General features: G+C 58.0%; 17 protein-coding genes. 13 read left to right on the forward strand and 4 right to left on the reverse strand.

The window, feature by feature from the left end; genetic code table 11:
* Window positions 1–4: 4 nt before the first annotated feature.
* From BLU28_RS19755 to BLU28_RS19765, 3 genes are read left to right on the forward strand one after another with little or no spacing between them, the layout of a single operon-like run.
* On the forward strand, window positions 5–913 hold the full coding sequence (locus BLU28_RS19755) for an amino acid--[acyl-carrier-protein] ligase (RefSeq protein WP_037090280.1): 909 nt from the start codon (window positions 5–7) through the stop codon (window positions 911–913).
* Window positions 914–919: 6 nt separating this feature from the next.
* Complete coding sequence (locus BLU28_RS19760) at window positions 920–1,903, forward strand: DUF1839 family protein (RefSeq protein WP_077987030.1); 984 nt, start codon at window positions 920–922, stop codon at window positions 1,901–1,903.
* Window positions 1,900–4,356 (forward strand): glycoside hydrolase family 2 protein, encoded by a 2,457-nt coding sequence (locus tag BLU28_RS19765; RefSeq protein WP_077987029.1) that lies wholly within the window; start codon window positions 1,900–1,902, stop codon window positions 4,354–4,356. The genes BLU28_RS19760 and BLU28_RS19765 overlap by 4 nt, the downstream gene beginning before the upstream one ends.
* On the opposite strand, the gene BLU28_RS19770 is transcribed toward BLU28_RS19765, so the two are convergent.
* On the reverse strand, window positions 4,324–6,138 hold the full coding sequence (locus BLU28_RS19770) for an alpha/beta hydrolase family protein (RefSeq protein ID WP_175477717.1): 1,815 nt from the start codon (window positions 6,136–6,138) through the stop codon (window positions 4,324–4,326). The two genes, BLU28_RS19765 and BLU28_RS19770, sit on opposite strands and share 33 nt — an antisense overlap.
* A gap of 344 nt (window positions 6,139–6,482) precedes the next feature.
* Between BLU28_RS19770 and BLU28_RS19775 the strand changes: the two genes are divergently transcribed.
* From BLU28_RS19775 to BLU28_RS19790, 4 genes are all read left to right on the forward strand, one after another.
* Window positions 6,483–9,200 carry an ABC transporter ATP-binding protein gene (locus BLU28_RS19775; RefSeq protein ID WP_006699101.1) on the forward strand — a complete coding sequence of 906 codons (2,718 nt, stop codon included), beginning with the start codon at window positions 6,483–6,485 and terminating at the stop codon, window positions 9,198–9,200.
* 43 nt (window positions 9,201–9,243) lie between these two features.
* Window positions 9,244–9,699, forward strand: a complete 456-nt coding sequence (locus tag BLU28_RS19780) for a cyclic nucleotide-binding domain-containing protein (protein ID WP_004443676.1) — start codon at window positions 9,244–9,246, stop codon at window positions 9,697–9,699.
* Between the two features lie 190 nt (window positions 9,700–9,889).
* The gene (locus tag BLU28_RS19785) at window positions 9,890–10,750 is read left to right on the forward strand and encodes an MBL fold metallo-hydrolase (RefSeq protein WP_051634456.1); all 861 of its coding nucleotides are present in this window, start codon (window positions 9,890–9,892) and stop codon (window positions 10,748–10,750) included.
* A 216-nt stretch (window positions 10,751–10,966) separates the two neighbouring features.
* Window positions 10,967–12,661, forward strand: a complete 1,695-nt coding sequence (locus tag BLU28_RS19790; RefSeq protein ID WP_077987027.1) for an adenylate/guanylate cyclase domain-containing protein — start codon at window positions 10,967–10,969, stop codon at window positions 12,659–12,661.
* 33 nt (window positions 12,662–12,694) lie between these two features.
* On the opposite strand, the gene BLU28_RS19795 is transcribed toward BLU28_RS19790, so the two are convergent.
* Both BLU28_RS19795 and BLU28_RS19800 read right to left on the reverse strand, forming a co-directional pair.
* Window positions 12,695–13,177: a class I SAM-dependent methyltransferase gene (locus tag BLU28_RS19795; RefSeq protein ID WP_077987026.1), complete on the reverse strand. Its 483-nt coding sequence runs from the start codon at window positions 13,175–13,177 to the stop codon at window positions 12,695–12,697.
* Between the two features lie 13 nt (window positions 13,178–13,190).
* On the reverse strand, window positions 13,191–14,531 hold the full coding sequence (locus tag BLU28_RS19800; protein WP_168247138.1) for a nucleotide sugar dehydrogenase: 1,341 nt from the start codon (window positions 14,529–14,531) through the stop codon (window positions 13,191–13,193).
* Between the two features lie 127 nt (window positions 14,532–14,658).
* Here BLU28_RS19800 and BLU28_RS19805 point away from each other — a divergent pair, with 127 nt between their 5' ends.
* Entirely contained in the window at window positions 14,659–15,756 is a 1,098-nt protein-coding gene (locus BLU28_RS19805; protein WP_077987025.1) for a glycosyltransferase family 4 protein, read from the forward strand.
* Window positions 15,753–16,496 carry a polysaccharide deacetylase family protein gene (locus BLU28_RS19810; RefSeq protein WP_022556905.1) on the forward strand — a complete coding sequence of 248 codons (744 nt, stop codon included), beginning with the start codon at window positions 15,753–15,755 and terminating at the stop codon, window positions 16,494–16,496. Before BLU28_RS19805 ends, BLU28_RS19810 begins: the two co-directional genes overlap by 4 nt.
* Here the strand turns inward: BLU28_RS19810 and BLU28_RS19815 are convergent.
* Window positions 16,488–17,450 carry a glycosyltransferase family 32 protein gene (locus BLU28_RS19815; RefSeq protein WP_168247139.1) on the reverse strand — a complete coding sequence of 321 codons (963 nt, stop codon included), beginning with the start codon at window positions 17,448–17,450 and terminating at the stop codon, window positions 16,488–16,490. The two genes, BLU28_RS19810 and BLU28_RS19815, sit on opposite strands and share 9 nt — an antisense overlap.
* A 210-nt stretch (window positions 17,451–17,660) precedes the next feature.
* Between BLU28_RS19815 and BLU28_RS19820 the strand changes: the two genes are divergently transcribed.
* Genes BLU28_RS19820 through BLU28_RS19835 form a run of 4 tightly spaced genes read left to right on the forward strand, consistent with a single transcriptional unit; the run spans window position 17,661 to window position 23,623 of the window.
* Window positions 17,661–19,553, forward strand: coding sequence for an ABC transporter ATP-binding protein (locus tag BLU28_RS19820; RefSeq protein ID WP_004443693.1), 1,893 nt, complete (start codon window positions 17,661–17,663; stop codon window positions 19,551–19,553).
* Complete coding sequence (locus BLU28_RS19825; protein WP_077987024.1) at window positions 19,550–21,451, forward strand: ABC transporter substrate-binding protein; 1,902 nt, start codon at window positions 19,550–19,552, stop codon at window positions 21,449–21,451. Before BLU28_RS19820 ends, BLU28_RS19825 begins: the two co-directional genes overlap by 4 nt.
* 1 nt (window position 21,452) lies before the next feature.
* Window positions 21,453–22,451 carry an ABC transporter permease gene (locus BLU28_RS19830; protein ID WP_004443698.1) on the forward strand — a complete coding sequence of 333 codons (999 nt, stop codon included), beginning with the start codon at window positions 21,453–21,455 and terminating at the stop codon, window positions 22,449–22,451.
* Window positions 22,448–23,623, forward strand: a complete 1,176-nt coding sequence (locus BLU28_RS19835; protein WP_045533291.1) for an ABC transporter permease — start codon at window positions 22,448–22,450, stop codon at window positions 23,621–23,623. Before BLU28_RS19830 ends, BLU28_RS19835 begins: the two co-directional genes overlap by 4 nt.
* Window positions 23,624–23,628 lie beyond the last annotated feature (5 nt).

Here is a 23,628-nt window from a genome sequence, read left to right on the forward strand (position 1 = left end):
GACCATGGACATGCAAACATCGTTCCTCGATCGACTGTTCGAAGAAGGCCTGCTGATTGAAACGGGTGTGGACGGTCTTTATGGACGCAGCGGCCAGTTCGAGGACGTGATTGCCGCCTTCGAGCGGCTGATCGACCGCACCGGTGGCGCCGATGGCGCCGAAGCGATCCGTTTCCCGCCCGGCATCAACCGCGCCTATTTCGAAAAAAGCGGTTACATGAAGAGCTTCCCGCAGCTCGCCGGCACGGTCCATTCCTTTTGCGGCTGCGAACTGGACCATGTCAGCCTGCTGAAGACCATGGATGAGGGCGGCGACTGGACCAAGGACCAGAAAGCCACCGATATAGTACTAACGCCAGCGGCCTGCTACCCGCTTTATCCAACGATCGCCAAGCGTGGCGCGCTGCCTGCCGGCGGCGGTCTCTATGACATCCAGTCCTATTGCTTCCGCCACGAGCCCTCCAAGGATCCGGCCCGCCAGCAGCTTTTCCGCATGCGCGAATATGTCTGCATGGGCACCGAGGCCAACGTCACCGAATTCCGCCAGACCTGGATGGATCGCGGCGTCGAGATGATGAAAGCGGTCGGGCTCGATGTCACCATCGATGTCGCCAACGATCCATTCTTCGGCCGCGCGGGCAAGATGCTCGCCAACAACCAGCGCGATCAGAACCTGAAGTTCGAGCTGTTGATCCCGGTCACGTCGACGACCAGCCCGACAGCCTGCATGAGCTTTAACTACCATCAGGACGCCTTCGGCCAGAAATGGGGTCTGAACCTCGATAATGGCGATGTCGCCCACACCGCCTGCGTCGGTTTCGGCCTTGAACGCATCGCGCTGGCGCTGTTTGCGCATCATGGTCTCGATGTGAAGAAATGGCCTGCGAAAGTCGTGGAAACACTCTGGGGCTGATTATCCATGCGGCAGATTTTTCCCGGTCTCGATCCCAAAAATTATGTGCAGCATCCGCTTCATTCCTCCGAAAGAATGTGGCCGGAGACCAATTGCTACATTGATTTATGGATCGAGGTGCTGGCCTCGAAAGGCTTATCCCCGGAAGCCATGTTCGGTTTCACCCTGACGCAGGACTTTGAAGGCGACCAGTTCACCTTCTTCAAGGTGCCGCTGGAAGACCTCGAAGCCCTTTATGGCGTTCGCGCCACCGAGCTTGCGATCTTCGATAAGGTGGAAAACCACATCGAGGCGCAGCTGGAACGCGGCCGCATCTGTCTGATCGAGATGGACAGTTTCTATATGCCCGATACCCATGGGGTGGGCTACCGCAAGGAACACGGCAAGACCACGATCGCCATCAACCGGCTCGATCTCGAAAAGCGGGAACTCGACTATTTCCACAATGCCGGCTTCTTCCATCTCTCCGGCGAGGACTTTGACGGGCTTTTCCAGCATCATCTGGCTGAAACCGACCCGCCTTTCCTGCCCTATACGGAATTTGCGAAATTCGCGGACGGCAATCCTTCGCCGGCGCATGTTCGCAATACCGCCGAACGGCTCCTGAAGTTTCATTTTTCCCGGCGGCCATCCTCCAACCCGGTCCGGGCCTTTGCAAAGGTGTTTCCGGCACAGGTGGAAAAGGTCGCAGACCGGCCCTTCGGGTTTTTCCACAAATACGCGTTCAATACGCTACGCCAACTAGGTGCCAATTTCGAACTGGCGGCAAGCCACTTCGAATGGTTGGACGCGGATAGTTTTTCTGAGGCAAAGAACCACGCGCTAAAAATCTCCGAGGTTGCCAAGACCGTGCAGTTCCAGCTTGCGCGCGCCGTCACCCGCCGCAAGTTCGATGCGCTGGCCACCGTTCTCGATCCAGCCGCGGATGCATGGGATGGTCTGATGCAAAGCCTTGGCAAAAAACTGTCTGATGCCAGCGAGGCCGCGTGAGGACCTATCTTCCGGGTGAAAGCGAGGAATTGCTGAGCGAAGGCTGGACGCTGGCGCTGACGCCCGCCGATGCCTATGAAACGCCATCCGATATTCCCGCCTCGCTCGAAAGCCTCCATGTCTCCGTTCCCGGAACCGTGGCGCAGGCTTTGGAAGCCGCTGAAAAGTTCGACCGCCTCGCTCCGACGCCCCTCAATGACAGGGACGCCTGGTACAGGCTGACGATGATTTCCGATGTCCGGGAGCGTGCCACCCTGCGCTTCGACGGTCTTTCCACCATCGCGGAGATCTTCTTCAACGGTGAGCTGATCGCGGCAAGCCAAAGCATGTTTGAAAGACTGGAAGTGCCTGTGGAACTGACGGGTGCGGATGAACTCGCGATCTGCTTCAGAGCGCTGGCACCCCGACTTGAAAAAACCGGTCCCCGCGCTCGCTGGCGGCCGCAAATGATGAATACGCAGGGGCTGCGGCTGATCCGCACCACTGCACTGGGTTATATGCCTGGATGGTGCCCGGAAATACACGCCGCCGGCCCATGGCGACCCATCAGCCTGATACGGCAGAACGGAATTCTCTGCACGCTGCAATCTTCGCTGGACGGGGCCGGAACGGGAACGGTCAGCATCGCGCTGCAAGGTAGCCGCCCGATAAAGTCGGCAAAGCTTGGCTGCGCCGGTTACAGCGCCGATCTTTCTCTAGACGAAGGCGGCACGCTTTCCGGCGAACTGCGCATAACTGATGTGGAACAATGGTGGCCACACACGCATGGCAGGCCAACTCTGCATGACGTCGTTCTTGAGCTGGACGGCACACAACATCGCCTTGCACGCACGGGCTTCCGGCAAGTCGAGATCGATCACGGCGAAGACGGTAAAGGTTTCGGCCTCAGGGTGAACGGTCAACCGGTGTTCTGCCGTGGCGCGGTCTGGACGACGGCCGACATCGTGCGCCTGCCGGGAACGAGGCCGGACTACGAGCCATGGCTTCGAAAAGCAGCGGAAGCAGGCATGAACATGATCCGCATCGGCGGCACCATGACCTATGAAACCCCGGAATTCTTCGCACTTTGCGACGAACTCGGCATCATGGTCTGGCAGGACGCCATGCTCGCCAATTTCGATTATCCGGCAAGGGACGAGAGTCTGCGCCAGCACATCGTCACGGAAATCTCGCAGTTCCTTGAAGCCACCGCGCTTTCTCCATCGCTCGCCATTTTTTGCGGTGGCAGTGAAATGTACCAGCAGGGCGCGATGCTCGGCCTTCCGGAACAGATATGGAAGGGAACGCTGACCGAAGAGGTTCTGCCAGAACTTCTTGCCGACAAGCGGCCTGACGCGGCCTATGTCGCCAATTCCCCCTCCGGCGGCGCATTGCCCTTTTTTCCGAACACCGGTGTCGGCCATTATTACGGCGTCGGCGCCTATTGCCGTCCGCTGGAAGATGCGCGTCGCGCCGGTCTGCGCTTTGCCGCCGAGTGTCTGGCCTTCGCCAATGTTCCCGAACAGGAAACGCTTGACAGGTATCTACCCGGCGTGGCCGTGCACGATCCACGGTGGAAAGCGCGTGCACCGCGCGATCGCGGCGCCTCCTGGGATTTCGAGGATGTTCGCGATCACTATCTGAAGCTGCTTTACGATGTCGAACCGGACGTTCTGCGGCGAGAAGACGGCGGTCTTTATCTCGACATGTCCCGGGCCGCGACGGCCGAAGTCATGGAGGCGACTTTCGCCGAATGGCGGCGCAGCGGTTCATCCTGCCAGGGCGCTCTTGTCTGGACCCTGCAGGACCTCCTTCCCGGTGCAGGCTGGGGTATCATCGATGCCACCGGCAGGCCGAAATCCGTCTGGCATGCGCTGAAAAGGGCGTTTCGCCCCGTCCAAGTCAATCTGCTCGACGAGGGCATGAACGGGTTGGACATTCAGCTGATCAACGAGACCGGCAACACCTTCGAGGGCATGCTCGAACTCACCTGCCTGCGCGACGGCGCCCAGCCCGTCGTTCATGCCAAGCGGTCGATCACGCTGTCATCGCGACAGAGCCAGACGATTGCCGCGACTGATCTGTTCGGGGCGTTTTTCGATACGACCTACACTTACCGTTTCGGCCCGCCGTCCCATGATGTCACGGTGGCCCGGCTTCGCGACGTTGCGACCGGACAAGTCATTGCTGATGCATTCCATTTTCCGCTCGGCCGGAAAAAGGCGCTGCACGCGGCAAACCTCCAGGTCGCCATCAGCCAAAACAACGATATCTGGTCGCTTGAGATCGGCACTGACCGTCTGGCGCAGTCTGTCCATGTTGCCGCAGAAGGTTACCGCGCTTCGGAAAACTGGTTCCACCTTGCTCCCGGCGAGAGCAGAAAGATCGGCCTTGTGCCGGAGACCGCAGGATCTCAGACGCCTCCTTCCGGTGACGCGGTGTCATTGGGGTCCAGGCGGCGATTTTCCTTTTAGGGCCACGCGCGTCACGGTCTCCATATAGGTTCTCTTCGCCTCAGGCGTGGAGAGGTTGTGGTCGGCATCGGGGATGATGGTCAGCGACACATTTCGATAGGCGGACAGCCCCTGCCCGTCGGCGTCGAAATAATAGCGGAAATGCTCCAGACCATCATCATTGTCGCTGTAAAGCAGATTGACGGCAGTCCCTTTTGCCTTCAGCAGATCGAAAGCGCGGTATACGGCCCGTCCTTCCTCGCTGCCACGGCGGAACAGCCTCGCCGTTTTTGTCGAAAGCTTCTTCATCGTCGCCTTGACGATATTCAATCCGGCACTGACAACATCCACATCGCCGCTGATGAGACGCTTGAACGTGGCGCCCTGACGAAAGCGCTGACTGTATTCCCCAAAGGAGCGGGGCCGCTTGTGCAACGCCTCATCGACCGAACGGCCTTTCCGCCAGTGGAAGACAACCGGGTTGACAGCAACCACCGCTTCAATCCTGTCATCGACAAGCGCGCCATTAAAGGCAAGGTATGCGCCGCTACATCGGCCCGCCGCGATGAACGGACCATTGCTGCCCCGTTCGAGGAAATCGAGCGCGGCGGACACATCGTCATTCTGCGCGGCATCGTAAAGAACCTGATCCGGCACGCCTTTTACCGGCGGACTATCGGCAATGTTGGCCGCATCGAAACGGAGGGAAGCGACGCCCTCCCGGGCAAGCGCCCGGGCGATCTGCACCGAAAGCCTGCCCCAGCCCGCGTGCCGGTCATAGGCCGCCCCGAGCAGCAGAACCGAGGAGACCGCACGCCGGTCGTGCGGTGTGCAGGAAACGCCAAAAAGTCGCCCGCCCTCACCAAACTGCACCGGCTGTTCGAAAAAACCCTGACCGCGCTGCGCCGCGTTGATGACGAAATCAGCCGGGCAGGCCGCGGAGCCTGAGGCCTGTGTCTGAGAAGAGACCCAGCCCACCAGCCGGCTCACCACATTTTCCGATATTTTCGACAGCGTGGGACTGGAAACGAGATCGTCATAGCCCGAAAATTCGGCCTCCTCCACCTCACCGCCGATTGCGGTGAGGTGTGTGGCGAAATCACCGTCCGTGACGCGGCCCGGTCTCGACAGAACGAGAATGCGGCGAGCCGGAGCGGCATCGAGATTCGAAAGATTGATCTTCTTGACGGTATCGGCCACACCGGCTGGCATCGCCATGCCGGCGATTGCACCAGCCTGTGGCATGCGTTGGCTGGCACGCAGGCCAAGTCCATCGTCGATCATCGAAGACCACATCGCCAGTTCGCGCAGATAGGCACGTCCTGAGACGACGGGTGCCAGAAACGCCATGGAACTGGCGGCTCCGGCAAGCGCCTCCGCAGCGATCGGGCAACCGAGGCCCTGGGCGATGACGACCACGCCCGAGCATCCGGAGAGGCGCCTGAGATAGTTCAGCGCCGCCCGCGTATCGGAAAGCCAGTCCGCCACGCGGCCCGCATCTTCCGGATCAAGTGCATCTGCGGTGCCAAGATAGTCAAAACGCAGGCTGGCGACGCCGCAAGCCGCAAGCCGTTCGGCCAGAACCCTTTGGAACTTGCGGCTGCAAAGCTCCTCCATGCCCCACGGACTGACAAAAAGAACGGCGTGTTCCTGCCGCAAGTCCTGACGTGCCGGATGAAAAATACCCGCAAGCCCGTCAAAGGAAACCGGACGGGCGATCGTGCCGTCCGCCGCGATGCCGGAAAGCAATAATGCATCGAGGGAAGAATTGCTGCTTGTATGCTCTGAAATATCTATTGCCATAGACCTTGCCACCATTGCGCCAGCGTCGGGCTCAACCATTACGGGATCATTATACCGAAGTGTCTTAATGCCTGTTCTACAATAAAAACAATAACATTAGATAATCCTAAAAATACCATGTCGTCTGGATCGACGAAAACGCATGCGATGCAGACAGAATGGCTTCGCGTGGCGACAGGTCGCGTTTGAGCCGCTATTTTTCTCGAAACCGCTTGAATATGCTGATAAATAGCGAGTCACATACCTATCTGCAGGAGGAGGTTGCGCCACCCGGCCGCCGGATCATCTAGACACCGCGCAAACCAACACGCCGGGCCCGCCCCGACAGGTCATAGAAGTTTTATATGGAACAAAGCCTTACGCGTTATATCTGGTCGCATACCAAGCGGCAGCAGCTTTTCATCCTGCTGATCGTCGCCCTGTCCATGATCCCTTATTTCCTCGCCTTCGACCTGCCCAAGCAGATCGTCAACGGCCCCATTCAGGGAGACGGCTTCGAAGGAGCGAATGCAACCCAGCTCTTCATGCATCTCACGGTCGATATCCCCTATTGGGGCACCGTGACCCTGTTCCCGGGGCTTGAGCTCAACCGCATGTCGATGCTGATGGCGCTCAGCCTGACGTTCCTTGCGCTTGTTATCATCAATGGGCTCTTCAAATATTACATCAATACCTACAAGGGCCGGCTTGGCGAACGGCTTCTGCGGCGTATTCGCTTCGAACTTATCGACAAGATCCTGAGGTTTCCGCCCAGCCATTTCAAACGGGTGAAGGGCGCTGAAATCTCCAGCATGGTGAAGGACGAGGTAGAGCCGCTCGGCGGTTTTACCGGCGACGCCTTCGTGCAGCCGGCCCTTCTCGGCGGCCAGGCGCTCTCCGCCCTCTTCTTCATTCTCGTGCAGAACTTCTGGCTCGGCCTGATCGCGGCCTTCATGGCGGCAATTCAGGTCGGCATCATTCCCAAGATGCGCCGCCGCCTCATCGAACTCGGCCGTCAGCGGCAGCTGAGTGCACGCCAGCTCGCCGGACGTATCGGTGAAATGGTCGACGGCATCGGCACGATTCATGCCTATGACACGTCCAATTACGAGCGCGCGGATGCTTCGCATCGCCTCGGCGACATCTTCAAGATTCGCTACGATCTCTACCAGTGGAAGTTTCTGGTCAAATTCATCAACAACTTCCTTGCCCAGCTGACCCCCTTCTTCTTTTATGCGCTGGGCGGATATCTGACCCTGAAGGGCAGCCTCGATGTGGGGCAGCTGGTCGCCGTCATCAACGCCTATAAGGAACTGCCAGGGCCGCTGAAGGAGCTGATCGACTGGGATCAGGCCCGGCAGGATGTGCAGGTAAAGTACGAGCAGGTCTTCGAACAGTTCGATGCGCCGAACATGATCGACGAGAAGGTGCAGAAACTTTCTCCCGGTGCCGTCGCAGCCATCAGCGCACCGCTCGTCGTCGCCAATCTGACGCTCGAAGACGATAGCGGCAGCCGGCTTCTGGAACAGGCATCCCTCAAGATCGAGCCGGGTGAGGTTATCGCCATCGTCGGTGGTGCGGGAGGCGAGGCACTGGCGGATGCGATCGGCCGCACGCTCTGGCCGAGCTCAGGCAAGATCAGCATCAACGACGTCGACATTCTGGAATTGCCGGAATCGCTGACGGGACGGCGCATCTCCTACGTGTCTTCGGACAGCTATTTCTTCCATGCCAGCCTGAAGGACAACCTGCTATACGGTCTCAAACACGCGCCGCTTGCAGAGAAAAACTATGAGGGCGCGGCGCTGGACCATCGCAAATGGGAAATCCGTGAAGCGAAGATGGCCGGCAATCCGCTGATCGACATCAACAGCGAATGGATCGATTATGCTTCGAGTCCGGCAGGCGACGGCAAACCGGAAAATCTCATACAGGCCATTCTAGCTGTTCTCGACAGTGTGGAACTGTCGCAGGATATTCTGGAATTCGCCCTGCGATCGTCGATCGACCCGTTGACAGACCTGCATCTCGCCGCCCGGATCGTTGAATTGCGACATGTCCTGCGCGCCGAGCTGGAAAAGGAAAATCTGAGCGGCCTGATCGCGCCTTTCGAGCTGGAGAGCTACAATAGCGAGGCAACGGTCGGCGAAAACCTGCTTTTCGGCACCATGCGGGACTCGTCCCAGTCAATCAGGACGGTCATCGAAAGCGACTATTTCCGCTCTCTGATGCGCGAGACCGGCCTGGTCAAAACCCTGTTCGAAATGGGCTACACGATCGCCGAGAACATCGTGGAAATCTTCGCCGACCTGCCGGGGGATCACCCCTTCTTCCAGCAGCTCACCTTCATGACGCCTGACGATATTCCGGTCTATCAGCAGATGCTGCAACGCCTTCAGGGCCGGAATTTCGACGAGGCCAATGAAAGCGAAAAACGCGCGATGCTGCGGCTGAGCTTCTTCTATATCGAGCCCCGCCAGCGTTTCGGCCTGCTGACGCCGGAAATCATGAACCGCATCGTCGAGGTCCGGCACATGTTCCACGAGAAGCTGCCCGACAGTCTGAAAAACGTGATCGAAATCTACGATCCGACCAAATACATGAGCGCCACCAGTCTTCTGGATAATATCCTCTTTGGCAAGGTAAGCCATCGCTACACCGATGCTTCCCGGCGCATCACCCGCATCGTTGCTGACGTCATGCGCAAGCAGGGCGTTTACGAACGGGTGCTGGCAGTGGGTCTGGATTTCAATCTGGGTGCAGGCGGCAAGCGGCTAGGCCCGCTACAGCGCCAGAAGCTTAATCTGGCACGGGCGCTGATCCGGAAATCCGACATTTACGTCTTCAACCGCCCGCTTCCGGGCCTCGACCCGAGACAGCAGGAAGAAATTGTTGAACGGGTCATCACACTCCTGAAACAGAACAACAATAACCCCTCGATCATATGGGTTCTGTCGAATGCGCACCTCTCGCGCATGTTCGAGAGGGTCATCGTTGTTCATCAGGGGCTGATCACCGCTGACGGAAGTTACGAGACTCTGGTCGAGGAAAACGGTACATTCAAGGAGATGGTCGCGACATAATTCCAAGAATGTGACCGAGGTGGAACAATAACAGGGTAAGGCAATGCTGTTCAAAGACGAAATTCAGATGCTGAAAAGGGTGCCGTTTTTTTCCGAAATGGAACCCTCCAAGTTGAAACTGCTCGCATTCGCATCGGACCGCGTTTCCTATCACGCCGGCGACGTGCTGTTCCGGCAGGGTGACGTCGGCGACGCGGCCTATGTGCTGTTGACCGGAAAGGTGGATGTTCTGGTCGACTCTCCCTCTGGCACTCTTAAAGTGGCGGAAATGACCGGCAACGCCATCGTCGGGGAAATCGCAATTCTCTGCGACAGCGTCAGAACCGCCACCGTCCGCGCCTCCACCAATGTGGAAGCTCTTCGGATCGGCAAGGAACAATTCTTCAAGCTGATGTCCGATTTCCCCGATATCACTATCAAGGTCATGCGCGTTCTGGCCGAACGTCTCACCCAGACGACGGCTGAACTCAGCAAAGCCAGGACAAACGCCAGAACATAAGCGGCAATTCTATGCTACCCTGGCGGTCGATATTGGAAAAATAAATGTCGTACTATTGCAATATAAATGAAATGCTGACTGAATAAGGGGTAAAGGCATCCGCCCGAAAAGGGCGGGAAATAAGATCTATAGAGACAACGGGCTTCATGGGAGGAAAGCGTGCAAGATTCCGTTGTCATTGGGGTGTGTCATGGCGTTCAATTCCGACACTGCGGGTCGGGAAAGTAACAGAAATTTTCGGGTGAAGATCTGGGGGGCGCGGGGAACGCTTCCTGTTTCAGGTGAAAACTTCCGAAAATACGGTGGGAATACGATCTGCATCGAGGTTCGATGCGGCGACCATGTTCTTTTGTTCGATGCGGGGTCGGGACTTCATCCCGCAGGCATGGCGCTTCGGGCGGAGGGGGTTACCGACGTCGATCTTTTCTTCTCCCATTGCCACTACGACCACATTGTCGGTTTTCCCTATTTCAAGCCATTCTATAATAGCTGCAATGACGTCTCGATTTGGTCGGGTCATCTCGCGGGCGCCATGACGACACGGGAAATGCTCAAGGACTTCATGAGCCCGCCTTGGTTTCCCGTGCCGCTGGAAATTTGCTGCGCAAAAATCGACACGCGGGATTTCATGCCCGGTGATACCCTAGACGTCCATCCGGGCCTCTCGATCCGAACCGGCATGCTGAACCATCCTGGCAACGCCGTCGGATACCGGCTGGACTGGGAGGGAAAGTCCCTCGCCATCATCACCGATACCGAACACGAGCCCGGCGGCATCGACGAAACTGTGCTTGATCTCATCCGGGATACCGATCTTTTCCTTTATGACGCCATGTTTACCGATGACGAGATGGGCCTTTATCGCGGCTATGGCCATTCGTCCTGGCAGCAGGCGATCCGCCTCGCCCAGTTGGCCGATGCGAAAAATGTCGGTTTCATCCATCATGCCCCAAGCCGCAGCGACGAAGAGCTGGACATGATCGAAAAACAGGCGAAAGCCCTGTTCAGCGGCGCATTCGCAGCCATGGACGGTCAGGTCATCGAAATCTGATAGCCGCCGTCATGGTGTTTTTGACTTCGCGTGACTATTTGACCGGAAATCTGAAGAGGCCTCACCAGTCATTGGTGGCTTCGGGTACTTAAACACGCATAATTGACCATCGCCGCTCGTTTGCTCCACGATATTGCCACGAGATGTCATGCACTAAAGACGCGACGATCGACCGACTGATGATTCTGGGCCGAACGACCTCACGATGGGATTTGCATGATCCGTTTCTTTTCGGAAACCAGTTTGAGACGCGCCCGGATTTTATCCGGCCTGATTATATTTGCCTTTGTCTTTTCGCATCTTTTCAATCATTCCCTTGCGCTCATTTCCATCGACACCGCCGAACGGGCACGAAAATGGTTCAGCCTCATCTGGCTCAACCCTGTTAGCAGCCTGCTTTTCTACGGCTCGGTCCTGGTGCATGTCAGCCTGGTCCTGCGCTCGCTTTACCAGCGCCGAACGTTGCGCATGCCGCTTCGTGAAGCGCTTCAGGTCATCTTCGGCCTGTCGATCCCCTTCCTCATTCTGAGCCATGCAGTGAATATCCGCGTGTCGCACATGCTCTACGGCATCGACATCGGTTATTATACCGTAGTCCGCCGGCTCTGGATCAACAATCCCATGGGAGGCGCGTGGCAAAGTCTCGCCCTGATCGTCATCTGGATACACGGATGTATCGGCCTCTATTTCTGGCTGCGTTATCGCGACTGGTACCCGAAAATCGCCGGCATCTTCATGACCATAGCTGTGATGCTGCCGCTTCTGGCGCTGCTGGGCTTCAGCGATGCCGGCCGTTGGCTCGAGGAAGTCGACCGCAAATATGCGCTCCCTCCGGGACTGGGCGACACAATCGTTCAGAGAGACGAACTTCCGCTGCAGCGGGAGATGGAAACACGAATCCGGTTTATCACCGGGACGACAGAGGCGATTTTTGCCGGCGCGGTGATGCTGGTCTTCGCGATGCGCGGTGTAAGAAGCTGGCGACAGCGGTTGACGGCCATCGAAATCCGCTACGAACATGGTGCGCAGGCGCGCGTGCCAGCGGGCCTCAGCATTCTGGAAGCCAGCCGTCTGGCAGGCATCCCGCATTATTCCGTATGCGGCGGTAAAGGACGATGTTCGACCTGCCGGGTGAGAGTCATGGAAAGCAAGGGGCCGCTCCCTCCGCCCGGAGACATCGAGCAAACCACATTAAGACGCATCCATGCCGATTCGGATGTGCGGCTCGGCTGCCAGCTGCGTCCCACCCATGATCTCGGCGTTGCCCTTCTGGTTTCACCGCCCCAGCACAGTGACCTGCCGGCGGACGCCCAGCCGGCCCGGCCGGGCCGGGAAGAGGAGATCGCCATTCTCTTCTGCGATCTGCGCAATTTCACGACTTTGTCGGAAGCGAAGCTGCCCTACGATGTCGTCTTTCTCCTGAACCGCTATTTCACCATCGTCGGCCAGGCCGTCGAACAGGCGGGGGGCCATCTCGACAAATTTATCGGTGACGGCGCCATGGCGCTTTTTGGACTAGGCGACGACAGCCAGCACGCCTGTCGCAATGCCATGAAGGCGGCAGCAATCATATTGCGCGATATTGCGATCCTGAACGAAGGGCTGGAGAAACAATTCGCCGTGCGTCTTGAGGTGGTGGTTGGCATTCACGCAGGTCCGAGCATCGTCGGGGTCATGGGATATGGGGCTGCCAAAACGCTGACGGCCATTGGCGATACCGTCAACGTGGCAAGCAGGCTTGAATCCAAAGCCAAGGAATTTGGCGCCGCAATCGTGGTCTCCGAACCGGCCATCATACAGGCGGGACAGAATATTACCGATCTCAGAAGTGAACAGGTCGCCATTCGCGGTCGAAACTCACAAATGAAGGTGTTTCTACTCTCGGAGGAAGAGAGCGAACGCTATTTGTGACAGGACCCGGAAGTTTGCGGCCGGACCGATCTTTTAGATCTTGCGATAGAGAAAATAACGGTCCGTCGGCACGCTCTCCGGAACCGGCAACGGTTTCAGCAGGGGATGATCGAGAGGCAGACCGCTGACAGCGACGCCGCCTTCCGCCAGCATGCCGGCGGCGAGATCGGGCAACCATGTCAATGTGATCGCATCTTTTTCCGGATAGCCCGTGCCGATATCGGCATGCACCATTGCCGCTTCCGCACCGACGAATGCGGGAGCGGTCTGCGATATCTCGCCGATCACCAGGTCTTCGTCTGCAGGAACGGACGAGGCATGGGCACCCATGGCCCTGTCAAACGCAATGATCCTGCGCCCCGGAAACAGTTCCCGCAGATGATTGAAAGTTCGCCCGTTTCCAAGGCCGATTTCCATGAGCGCACCCTCATGCGGCATATCAAGTTTGGCGGCGACATGATTGAGAATGTCACGCTGCGCGGTCAACCGGCGAATGAAACTGTCCAGTCTGCTCATGATCCGTCCGTTATCAGGCCTTGATGATGTGTCTTGCGGAAATGCCCCGGCGCGCGAAGGCGTTTCGCGTGTCGATGATCAGCGGAGCCCATTCGGCAAGGGCGGCATAGTCCACATTGTCATGGTCGGTCGCAACCAGAACAGCATCGAAAGCGCTGATGGACTGCCTGTCCCAGGAGACGGACTTCATGCCCATCAGGTGGCTGTATTCCCGTGTCTTCGGGATTTCGGCCACATGCGGATCAAAATAGGCCGCTTCGCCACCGCGCTCCTGAACAAGCTTGATGAGCTTCAATGAAGGGCTTTCACGAATATCGGGCACATTTTTCTTGTAGGCGAGACCGACGACCAGCACCTTCGAGCGGCTGAGCGCCTTGCCGGAATGGATGTCGAGCGCTTCCGCAACCCGCCCCACAACGTGGCGCGGCATGCCGGTGTTGATTTCACCTGCAAGCTCGATGAACCGCGTTGGCAATTCATATTCGCGAGATTTCCAGGTGAGATAGAAAGGGTCGATCGGTATGCAGTGACCGCCAAGACCGGGGCCGGGATAAAATGGCATGAAACCGAACGGCTTGGTTTTTGCCGCATCGATGACTTCCCATATATCGATACCCATGGCCTCGTAGACGACCTTAAGTTCGTTGACGAGCGCAATATTGACGGCGCGGAAGACATTTTCGGTGATCTTCACGGCCTCCGCCGTCGCATTGGTCGAGACCGGAACGATTTTCTTGACCACCGATCCGTAAAAAGCCGCCATCAGCTGCCCAGCGGCTTCGCCGTCACCCGCAACAACCTTCGGAATGGTCGACGTCTCAAAGTCCCGGTTGCCGGGATCTTCCCGCTCGGGGGAAAAGCCGATGAAGAAATCGATACCTGAGACGAGACCGGTGCTCTCCAGAATGGTTTTCACAATCCCATCGGTAGTGCCGGGATAGGTGGTGGATTCCAGCACCACAAGCTGCCCCTTGCGCAGATGCGCGGCAATGTCGTGACAGGTCTTCTCGACATAGGAAAGGTCTGGCTCGCGATACTTCGTCAGCGGCGTCGGCACGCAGATGGCGATCACGTCACACTCGGCCAGTCTGGAGAAGTCGCATGTGGCAACAAAGCCGTCATTTTGCCTGGCTCCTGCGAGCACGGCATCCGAAACCGCCTCGATATAGCTCTGACCCGCATCTATCGCAGTAATTTTGCCGGGGTCGATGTCGAAACCGACAGCCTTGAAACCAGCTCTGGCGATTGTCATGGCAAGCGGCAGGCCCACATAGCCGAGGCCGATCACGCCCGCTTTGGCGCTCTTGTTCTCAATGCTGGAAAGCAGGGCTTGGGAAATGTCTGGAGAAGTCAAAGCGTGTCACGCTCCGCGCATGTGCAAAAGATGTCTTTCAGTTGGGCAAGAATGGCGAGGCTGTCAAGGCTCCGCGTCTTCAAATTCCGGTTGACGCCAGAGGCACGACCAACGCACAACCATCCGCATGAAGATCGCCTTTTATTCGCCGCTCAAAGCACCCAACCACCCCGTTCCTTCCGGCGATCGGTTGATGGCCCGCCTGTTGATGCAGGCGATGGTAATGGGTAGCCATGAGGTTTTTGTCGCGTCCGAGCTGCGAAGCTTCCTGAGACAGCCGGATGATCCCGAGCGGTCGTCCCTTGCCGACCGGGCCGAACGTGAAGTAGAGACTATTGCGGAGCGCTGGCGGTGGCACGGCGCACCGGACCTGTGGTTCTGTTATCACCCTTACTACAAGGCTCCAGACCTGCTCGGACCGGAACTGACCAGCCGTTTCAATATATCTTACGTCACCGCCGAAGCATCCTATTCACCAAAGCGCAACGCCATGGGCTGGCAGGCAATGCAGGACGGGTTGTTGTCGTCGTTGAACGAAGCTGCAGTCAATATCTGCTTCACCGAACGGGATCGCAAAGGGCTCGTACAGGCCTCACCTGGGCTTCAATGGGCGATGCTTCCGCCTTTCATCGACCCCGCGCCCTTTCTCAAGGTTGTTCCCCAGCCGAAACGGACACGGCTCATCACCGTCGCCATGATGAGGGCGGGCGACAAACTCGAGAGCTATCGCTCCCTGTCGAACGCTCTCGCCCTGCTGCCACAAGACCTAGACTGGACACTTGAGATCGTTGGCGACGGTCCGGAACGCGAGGCAGTGCAAGCCATGTTCAGCGGCTTCCCTGAAAATCGCCTCGTCTGGCACGGGCAAAAAGCCGCAGACGAGATCGCAGCGCTTCTCTCGAAAGCTGCCATTTATGTCTGGCCGGGTCACGGCGAGGCCTACGGCCTTGCCTATCTGGAAGCACAGGCAGCCGGCCTGCCCGTCATCGCCGAAAAAGTGGCGGGCGTTCCCGAAGTCGTAAAATCTGGCGCCACCGGATTACTGACACCTGAAAATGATAGTGCCGCTTATGCCGATGCGATCAAGGCCCTGCTTTACGACGACAGGCGGCGACAGGAACTGGCAAAAGCAGCCCGCCGGTTCGTCATGCATGAACGGTCTCTGGAAAATGCCGCAACCAAGCTGAACGATATTTTGATGCAAGCAAAGGCACGAAGATCATGAGTCTCGAAAAACTCGTCGCAGCACTGGACGAATGCGGACGTCGCGGCATTTCGGCCGATCTGTGGCTCAGGGACGACGATGCAGTGGACCCGACGGGGGCACTCGATACCCTGCTTGATCTTTGCGAAAGTTTCTCGGTTCCGGTCACCCTCGCGGTCATTCCCGAAACGACGACCCGCAGGCTCGCGCAGCATCTGGATGCCTCGGACATTGCCCAGGTGGCGGTTCACGGCTGGTCGCATACCAATTACGCCGGCGATGGACAAAAGAAACAGGAGCTTGGCCTCCACCGGGAACTTCCCCTCGTTCTCGACGAGCTGCAGTCCGGGCTGGAAAAACTCTACGATCTGCATGGACCGCGTGTCGTGCCGATGCTGGTGCCCCCGTGGAACCGCATCGACGCCCATATAGTGAGGGAACTGACAGGGCTTGGATATCGGGCCCTCTCCGTTTTCGGTCCGGAGAAGGACACAGCGCCGCCATGTCTGAATACGCATGTGGATGTGATCGATTGGCATGGCAGCCGCGGCGGCCGTGACCACGATGTCCTGTTTGCCGAGACGGCGGCCCGCATCCTGCGCGCTGCCGAGGAAGGCGGCACAATCGGCATCCTTACCCATCATCTCGTGCACGATGACACCGTCTGGCATTTCCTCCGGCGGCTTTTCGAGGTGACCGCACGGCACCGCGCAGCACGCTGGTGCTCCTCTAAAGACCTCGTCGAAGCAATCTCACCATGATTTCCAGGCGATCAGCAGCCCGCCGGCATCCTTGGCCAGATCCCGCCTGATCTCATCAACTGTATCAAACGGCGTTCGGTCCGGAACGGATGCCGCGACAAACGCTGCCGGTGCAAGGCTGATGCTTCCCTGCCGGGCAATGACGGTGAAAATCAACGGCCCGGTGGACCACCACGCCGGCGCGCGCGGCATTTCTTCGAGAATGTCGGGAAAGGCGGCCAGCATCTTGCGAAAGACCGGATGCGCAGCTGGAGCGGCAATGAAGGAATTAGCGAGAAGCATACTTCCCTGTCCGGTATTCCGCGGCGTTTTTTCATCAAACGCCGTGAGACCCGCAAGGGGAAGGAATGAATCGAAACTCACGTCGTCGCGCGCCGGATACCAGTCGCAGTCGAGATAGATGCCGCCGAACCGCTCGAGCAGGATGTAGCGGGCGACGTCAACAGCACCCGGATAGTCGCCCTCGCTCAGCATCCTGTTAAAGACGCTATTCGCAAAAACCCCTTCCCGCTCAAGATCGGCTTCCCGCCAAAGGCGATAATCGTAGCCGTGCTTCAGCGCATGGGCAGCCCAGGCCTCGACCGACATGGGCGGCGATTTCTCGCCAATCCATATCTGATGAATGAGCCTCGGCACATCCTCCCGGCTTTTGAGGTTTATTGTGCGGCGTTCTTCCACGGAAAATCGCGCATATTTTTCCAGCACCTGCGGGGGTGGCACCAGCGTATACTGATAACCGATCCTTGCGACCATATCGCCTTCGGCCTTGGCAAGACGCAGCCGTGCGGCATGCAGCCGGCGCGGCAGGCCGAGCACCGTCTGCTCTCCCATCAGATGCCCGTCCTTTGCTGCAACCAGCGATAAGAGAAGCGCGTTCGCCTCAGCATATTGGCCGTTATTCTGCAACTGACGCGCATCGTTCAGCTTGGCGTCGTAATATTTCTTGTCGGACATGGATCCTCGTTCGAAAGCTCCTTTCAGCATATTACGAAACAAGCGCGGTGGGGCAAGTCGCAGCATTTCGGAAGCCGGCTTCAAATTTGCTAAAGAATTCGATGTTTCAGAAGGATAGACAGACAACAAACCCTGCGATAACGTTGCTTTAAGCCCTCCCGAGCAATTGTCACAAGGCAACGATAAAGAGGCGGCAAGGAACCCTTTGGCATGAGCGCAGGCGCAGATTTGCTCCGTATCGAAAATCTGCAGGTCTCGTTTTCTCTCATGGGTGGAACGATCGATGCAGTCAGGGGGGCGAGCCTCCGCATTCTTCCGGGAAAAGTAACCGCATTGGTCGGTGAATCCGGCTCCGGAAAATCCGTCATTGGCCAGACGATCATGGGCATCCATCCCAAGACCGCTCGTGTGAATGGCCGCGTGCTGTTCACCGATCCGGAAAACACTGCGGGCGGTCCCGTCGATCTTTTGCAATTGCCCAAAGACGGCCGCGAAATCCGCGCCATCCGTGGCAACCGCATCGGGCTGATCTTTCAGGAGCCCATGACCTCGTTTTCGCCGCTGCACACCATCGGCAACCAGATTGACGAGGCGCTCAGAATCCACAGCATTCTTTCGCCGGCGGAACGTGCGGAAAAAATGTATGAGACACTAGATCTCGTCGGGTTTTCGAACCCGAAGAAGGTCGTGAACATGTATCCTTTCGAGCTTTCAGGCGGCATGCGCCAGCGCGCCATGATCGCCATGGCGCTGATCTGTCGTCCCGCGCTTCTGATCGCCGACGAACCCACGACGGCGCTTGATGTGACCATTCAGGCGCAAATCCTCAAGCTGCTGCGTGACCTGCAGAGCAGGCTGAATATGAGCATGCTGCTCATCACCCATGACCTCGGCGTGGTGGCGAACATTGCAGATGAGGTTGCCGTGATCTATCAGGGCGAGATCATGGAAGCCGGCACGGTCGATGATATCTTCAAATCGCCAGCCCATCCCTATCTCAAGGGTTTGATGGCAGCCGTTCCGCATTTCGACATGAAGCCGGGCGAGCGGCTGAAGGCGCTACGCGAAATCAACGTCGACCATGAAAGCCTGGTGGGCAAGAAGACCGCGACGGTCAACAAAACCCCTGGTCCGCTTTTGACCGTGGACAATATCAGCAAGACGTTCACGACGCGCAAATCGAGCTGGTTCCGCAAAGGTGACGCCAGCGCAACCAAAGCGGTAAACAGCGTCAGCTTTGAGATCCGTCGTGGAGAATGTCTGGGACTGGTCGGCGAAAGCGGCAGCGGCAAGACAACCGTCAGCAAAATCCTCATGCGCGCCGTTCGTCCGGATCAGGGTTCCGTCACCTTCCACCGTCCGCAGGGCGATATCGATGTCCTCAACGCCCGGGACGATGACCTGAAAGAGCTCCGGTCGAAGATACAGATGGTCTTTCAGGACCCGATATCGTCGCTATCGCCGCGCATGACCGTGGGAAACATCCTGAGCGAGCCGCTGGAAATCCACGGTCGGGGTGATGCGAAATATCGCTCCGAAAAAGTGCGCAACCTCGTCAGGGCCATCGGGCTTGGGGAAAGCGCGCTGAACCGTTATCCGCACAGTTTTTCGGGCGGGCAAAGACAACGTATCGGCATTGCAAGAGCCCTCGCACTTGGCCCGGAACTGCTGATCTGCGACGAACCCGTCTCCGCTCTCGATGTTTCCGTGCAGGCGCAAATTCTCAATCTGCTGAAAGATTTGCAGCAGGATCTCGGGCTTACCTACCTCTTCATCTCGCATAATCTTGCGGTGGTGGATTATATGGCCGATCGCGTGGCGGTCATGTGCGAGGGCCGCATCGTGGAACTGGCGCCACGGGAAATCCTGATGCGCGCTCCGGTGCATCCCTATACGAAATCCCTGCTGGCCGCCGTGCCTTTCCCCGATCTCGACCGTCCGCTCGATTTCCGCACCATCGGCAAGATCAGCGCGACGGGCAAATTTGACTGGGGCAAACAGTTCCGCGACGAGGGGGACGGCGAGATGGTATCGGCCGATCTTGGGGAAGGCCATTTCGTACTTGCGAACGGCAATGCCGACATGCGGGAGCTTCGCCCTTGATCACGCGTCGCACCGCTCTTGCCCTCTTGGCCTCCGTCTTTGTGCCGGCTTATGCGCGGGCCTCCTATACCGACCCCACCTACTTCAAGGAAAAACGCGAAAAGGGCGAATTGCCCGACATCGCCGAGCGCCTGCCGAAAAACCCGCGCGTCATCGACATGAAGGCACTTGGCCGAGAGCCAGGGCAACATGGTGGATCGGTACGTATGCTCATTGGCGGCCAGCGCGACATTCGCCTGATGCCGATCAGCAGCTATGCCCGCCTTGTCGGTTACGACGAAAAATTCGAACTTCATCCGGATATTCTCGAAAGCTACGACGTACAGGAAGAACGCATCTTCACCTTCAGGCTGCGCGAAGGCCATAAGTGGTCCGATGGCAGTGATTTCACGTCAGAGGATTTCCGCTATTTCTGGGAAGATGTTGCCCTCAATAAGGAAATCCACAAGGGCGGTCCGCCGATCGAGCTTCTGGTCAATGGCAAACCGCCCCAGATCGAGGTCGTTGACCGGCTAACCGTGCGATACACCTGGGACGGCCCCAATCCGGATTTTCTGGCGAAACTGGCGGCCGCCTCGCCGGCGCGGCTGTTCTTGCCTGCCGCCTATATGAAACAGTTCCACATCAAATATCAGACGGCGGAAAAGCTCGCCAAGCTGATCAAGAAAAACAAGACAGACGACTGGAGCGGGCTGCATATCAAGATGTCGCGGCAGGTGCGCCCCGAAAATCCGGATCTGCCAACGCTCGATGCCTGGCGTAACACCACCGCGCCGCCGGCCGAACAATTCGTGTTCGAACGCAACCCCTATTATCACCGCGTCGATGAAAACGGCCTGCAACTGCCCTATCTCGACCGCTTCCTGCTCAACGTCACCTCGTCGGATATCATCTCGGCCAAGACGGCGTCGGGCGATAGCGACCTGCAATATTTCGGCCTCGATTTCGCTGATTACACTTTCCTGAAGGATGCCGAAAAGCGCTTCCCCCTGAAAGTTAACCTCTACAAGCGCTCCCAGGGCTCGCGCATCGCGCTGCTGCCAAATCTCAATTGCGCCGACCCGGTCTGGCGAAGCGCTTTCCAGGATGTGCGTGTGCGCCGCGCGCTCTCGCTCGCGATCAACCGGCACGAAATCAACATGGTCTGTTTTTACGGGCTCGCGAAGGAAAGCGCAGATACCGTACTGCCGGAAAGCCCGCTTTACCGGCAGGAATTTGCGGACGCCTGGAGCGCTTTCGACCGCGCAACGGCCAACAGGCTGCTCGATGAAGCGGGTCTCGACAAGCGCGACAGTGCCGGCCTTCGGCTCCTGCCTGATGGTCGACCCGCCTATATCATTGTCGAGACGACAGGCGAAAGCACGCTGGAAACAGACGTGATGGAGCTGGTGACGGATCACTGGCGACATATCGGCATTGCCGTTTCTGTCCGCCCCACCCAGCGCGATGTTTTCCGCAAGCGCGCCATGGGCGGAGAAGTACTGATGTCGGTGTGGATGGGTATGGACAATGGCGTGCCAACGGCCGACATGCTGCCTTCCGGCCTTGCCCCCACCGGTGACGACCAGTTGCAATGGCCGGTCTGGGGGATTCACTATCTATCCGGCGGCCGTGAAGGCAAAGAGCCCGATCTGCCGGAAGCGGCCCATTTGCTTGATCTTCTGAAAAAATGGCGTCGAAGCGTCACCGAGGAAGAACGTCAGGCAATCTGGCTGGAAATGCTTGGCGTCTATACGCAGCAGGTATTTTCCATCGGCATCGTCAACGGCGCGCTGCAGCCCGTCGTCCATGTCAAGCGCATGCGGAACGTGCCGGAAAAGGCGCTTTTCGGTTATGAACCCACTTCCTATCTCGGCGTCTACATGCCGGATAGCTTCTGGTATGACGGAGACGCCTGATATGCTGCGGTATATTCTGAAGCGCGTCCTCGTCATGATCCCGACGCTCATCCTGATCTCGATGCTGGTTTTCACCATCATCGAACTGCCCCCGGGCGATTATTTCGAAAGCTATGTCGCTGAGCTGCGCGCGATGGGCGAAACGGCAAATCTTGCCGAAATCGAGGAACTGCGCGTCCGTTACGGCTTCGATCAGCCCGCCCCGATCCGCTATTTCCGCTGGGCGACCGGCATGCTTGTCGGCGATTTCGGTTATTCCTTCGAATATCAGCTACCCGTGAGCGACGTGGTGGGAGATCGCCTGTGGCTGACGGTTCTGGTTTCCTTCGTCACCATCATTGTCACCTGGCTGCTGGCTTTTCCCATCGGCATCTATTCCGCCACGCATAAATACAGCTGGGGCGATTACGGGCTCACCTTCCTCGGCCTGCTCGGCATCGCCATCCCCAACTTCATGCTGGCATTGATTCTGATGTACTTCGCCAACATATGGTTCGGCATCTCCATAGGCCATCTGATGGACCGGGAATATCTGAACCAGGCGATGAGCTGGGCGAAGTTCAAGTCGATCCTTGAGCATATCTGGATTCCCGTTCTCATCATCGGAACGGCGGGCACGGCCGGCATGATCCGCCGCCTGCGCGCCAATCTTCTGGATGAATTACAGAAGCAATATGTGGTCACCGCCCGCGCCAAGGGCCTGCACCCTTTCAGGGTATTGACCAAATATCCGCTGCGCATGGCCCTGAATTTTTTCATCTCGGATATCGGCTCGATCCTGCCTGCCATCATATCGGGCGCGGAAATTACTGCCGTCGTCCTGTCGCTCGAGACCACCGGCCCCATGCTCATCCGGGCGTTGCAAAGCCAGGACATGTATCTGGCGGGTTCGTTCCTGATGTTCCTTGCGTTCCTGACGGTGATCGGCGTTCTGGTGTCGGACATCGCCCTTGCCATACTCGATCCGAGAATCCGCTTCGGAGGTGGTAACGTCAAATGACTTCATCCATTCCGAATCCCGGCGAAGCCCTGCCACACTATGTCTCGACCGCGCCCTTCGACCCGTCGCTGATCGAACCCAACACGTCTGGCATGGCGGCCTTCAGCAAAGCCTCGCAGTTGAAGCTCATGTGGTGGCAGTTCCGCCAGCACAAGATCGCGGTGTGGTCCGGCGCCTTTCTGGTAGTGCTTTACCTCTCGATTCTGATCTGCGAGTTCCTCGCCCCCTATAATCTCCACACCCGCAATATCGAACACATATACGCCCCGCCCCAGGCCATCCACCTCTTCAATGACGGGAAATTTGTCGGCCCCTTCGTGTATGGCCGTGAAATGACGCTCGACATGGAAAATCTGAGGCGTGTCTATCGGGACGTGCCGACCGATATCCAGCCACTGCGTTTCTTCTGCAAGGGTGACACCTATCGTTTCTGGGGCATTTTCGAGGGCAGAACCCATCTCGTTTGCCCGGCAGAAGGCGGTGAACTGTTCCTTCTCGGCACCGACCGCCTCGGGCGTGACGTGCTGTCCCGTATCATCTACGGCGCGCGCATTTCGCTGACCATCGGCCTCCTCGGCGTCGCCATGAGCTTCGTTCTCGGCATTGTGATCGGCGGCCTGGCGGGATATCGCGGCGGCACGTTTGACCTGATTGTCCAGCGCATCATCGAGGTCCTGCAATCCATTCCCAGCATTCCGCTATGGCTGGCGCTCGCGGCCATCATGCCGGTGACCTGGAGTCCGATCCTCGTTTATCTCGGCATCACCATCATTCTCGGCATGCTGGACTGGACCGGGCTAGCGCGCGCCGTGCGTTCAAAGCTACTGGCTTTGCGCGAGGAAGACTATGTTTTGGCTGCGCAATTGATGGGAGCGGGCACACCGCGTATCATTGGCCGACATCTTATTCCGGGCTTCATGTCCCATCTTATCGCCTCGGCCACCCTGACGATACCAGGCATGATCCTTGGCGAAACAGCGCTCAGCTTCCTGGGCCTCGGCCTGCGCCCCCCGATCACAAGTTGGGGAATTCTGCTCACGGAGGCGCGCAGCGTCAGCGTCATTGCGCTATATCCCTGGCTTCTCATCCCGACGATCCCTGTCGTTCTCGTCATTCTGGCCTTTAATTTCTTCGGTGACGGACTACGTGATGCTGCGGACCCCTTCAGATAAAATGG

The organism is Agrobacterium pusense (assembly GCF_900102105.1).
In the GTDB taxonomy this organism is placed as follows: Bacteria; Pseudomonadota; Alphaproteobacteria; order Rhizobiales; family Rhizobiaceae; genus Agrobacterium; species Agrobacterium pusense.

Coding starts and splice junctions, on each gene's coding strand:
- BLU28_RS19755 (WP_037090280.1), top strand. CDS start 5: ATGGACATGCAAACATCGTTCCTCGATCGACTGTTCGAAGAAGGCCTG.
- BLU28_RS19760 (WP_077987030.1), top strand. CDS start 920: ATGCGGCAGATTTTTCCCGGTCTCGATCCCAAAAATTATGTGCAGCAT.
- BLU28_RS19770 (WP_175477717.1), bottom strand. CDS start 6,138: ATGGCAATAGATATTTCAGAGCATACAAGCAGCAATTCTTCCCTCGAT.
- BLU28_RS19775 (WP_006699101.1), top strand. CDS start 6,483: ATGGAACAAAGCCTTACGCGTTATATCTGGTCGCATACCAAGCGGCAG.
- BLU28_RS19780 (WP_004443676.1), top strand. CDS start 9,244: ATGCTGTTCAAAGACGAAATTCAGATGCTGAAAAGGGTGCCGTTTTTT.
- BLU28_RS19785 (WP_051634456.1), top strand. CDS start 9,890: ATGGCGTTCAATTCCGACACTGCGGGTCGGGAAAGTAACAGAAATTTT.
- BLU28_RS19790 (WP_077987027.1), top strand. CDS start 10,967: ATGATCCGTTTCTTTTCGGAAACCAGTTTGAGACGCGCCCGGATTTTA.
- BLU28_RS19795 (WP_077987026.1), bottom strand. CDS start 13,177: ATGAGCAGACTGGACAGTTTCATTCGCCGGTTGACCGCGCAGCGTGAC.
- BLU28_RS19805 (WP_077987025.1), top strand. CDS start 14,659: ATGAAGATCGCCTTTTATTCGCCGCTCAAAGCACCCAACCACCCCGTT.
- BLU28_RS19810 (WP_022556905.1), top strand. CDS start 15,753: ATGAGTCTCGAAAAACTCGTCGCAGCACTGGACGAATGCGGACGTCGC.
- BLU28_RS19815 (WP_168247139.1), bottom strand. CDS start 17,450: ATGTCCGACAAGAAATATTACGACGCCAAGCTGAACGATGCGCGTCAG.
- BLU28_RS19820 (WP_004443693.1), top strand. CDS start 17,661: ATGAGCGCAGGCGCAGATTTGCTCCGTATCGAAAATCTGCAGGTCTCG.
- BLU28_RS19830 (WP_004443698.1), top strand. CDS start 21,453: ATGCTGCGGTATATTCTGAAGCGCGTCCTCGTCATGATCCCGACGCTC.
- BLU28_RS19835 (WP_045533291.1), top strand. CDS start 22,448: ATGACTTCATCCATTCCGAATCCCGGCGAAGCCCTGCCACACTATGTC.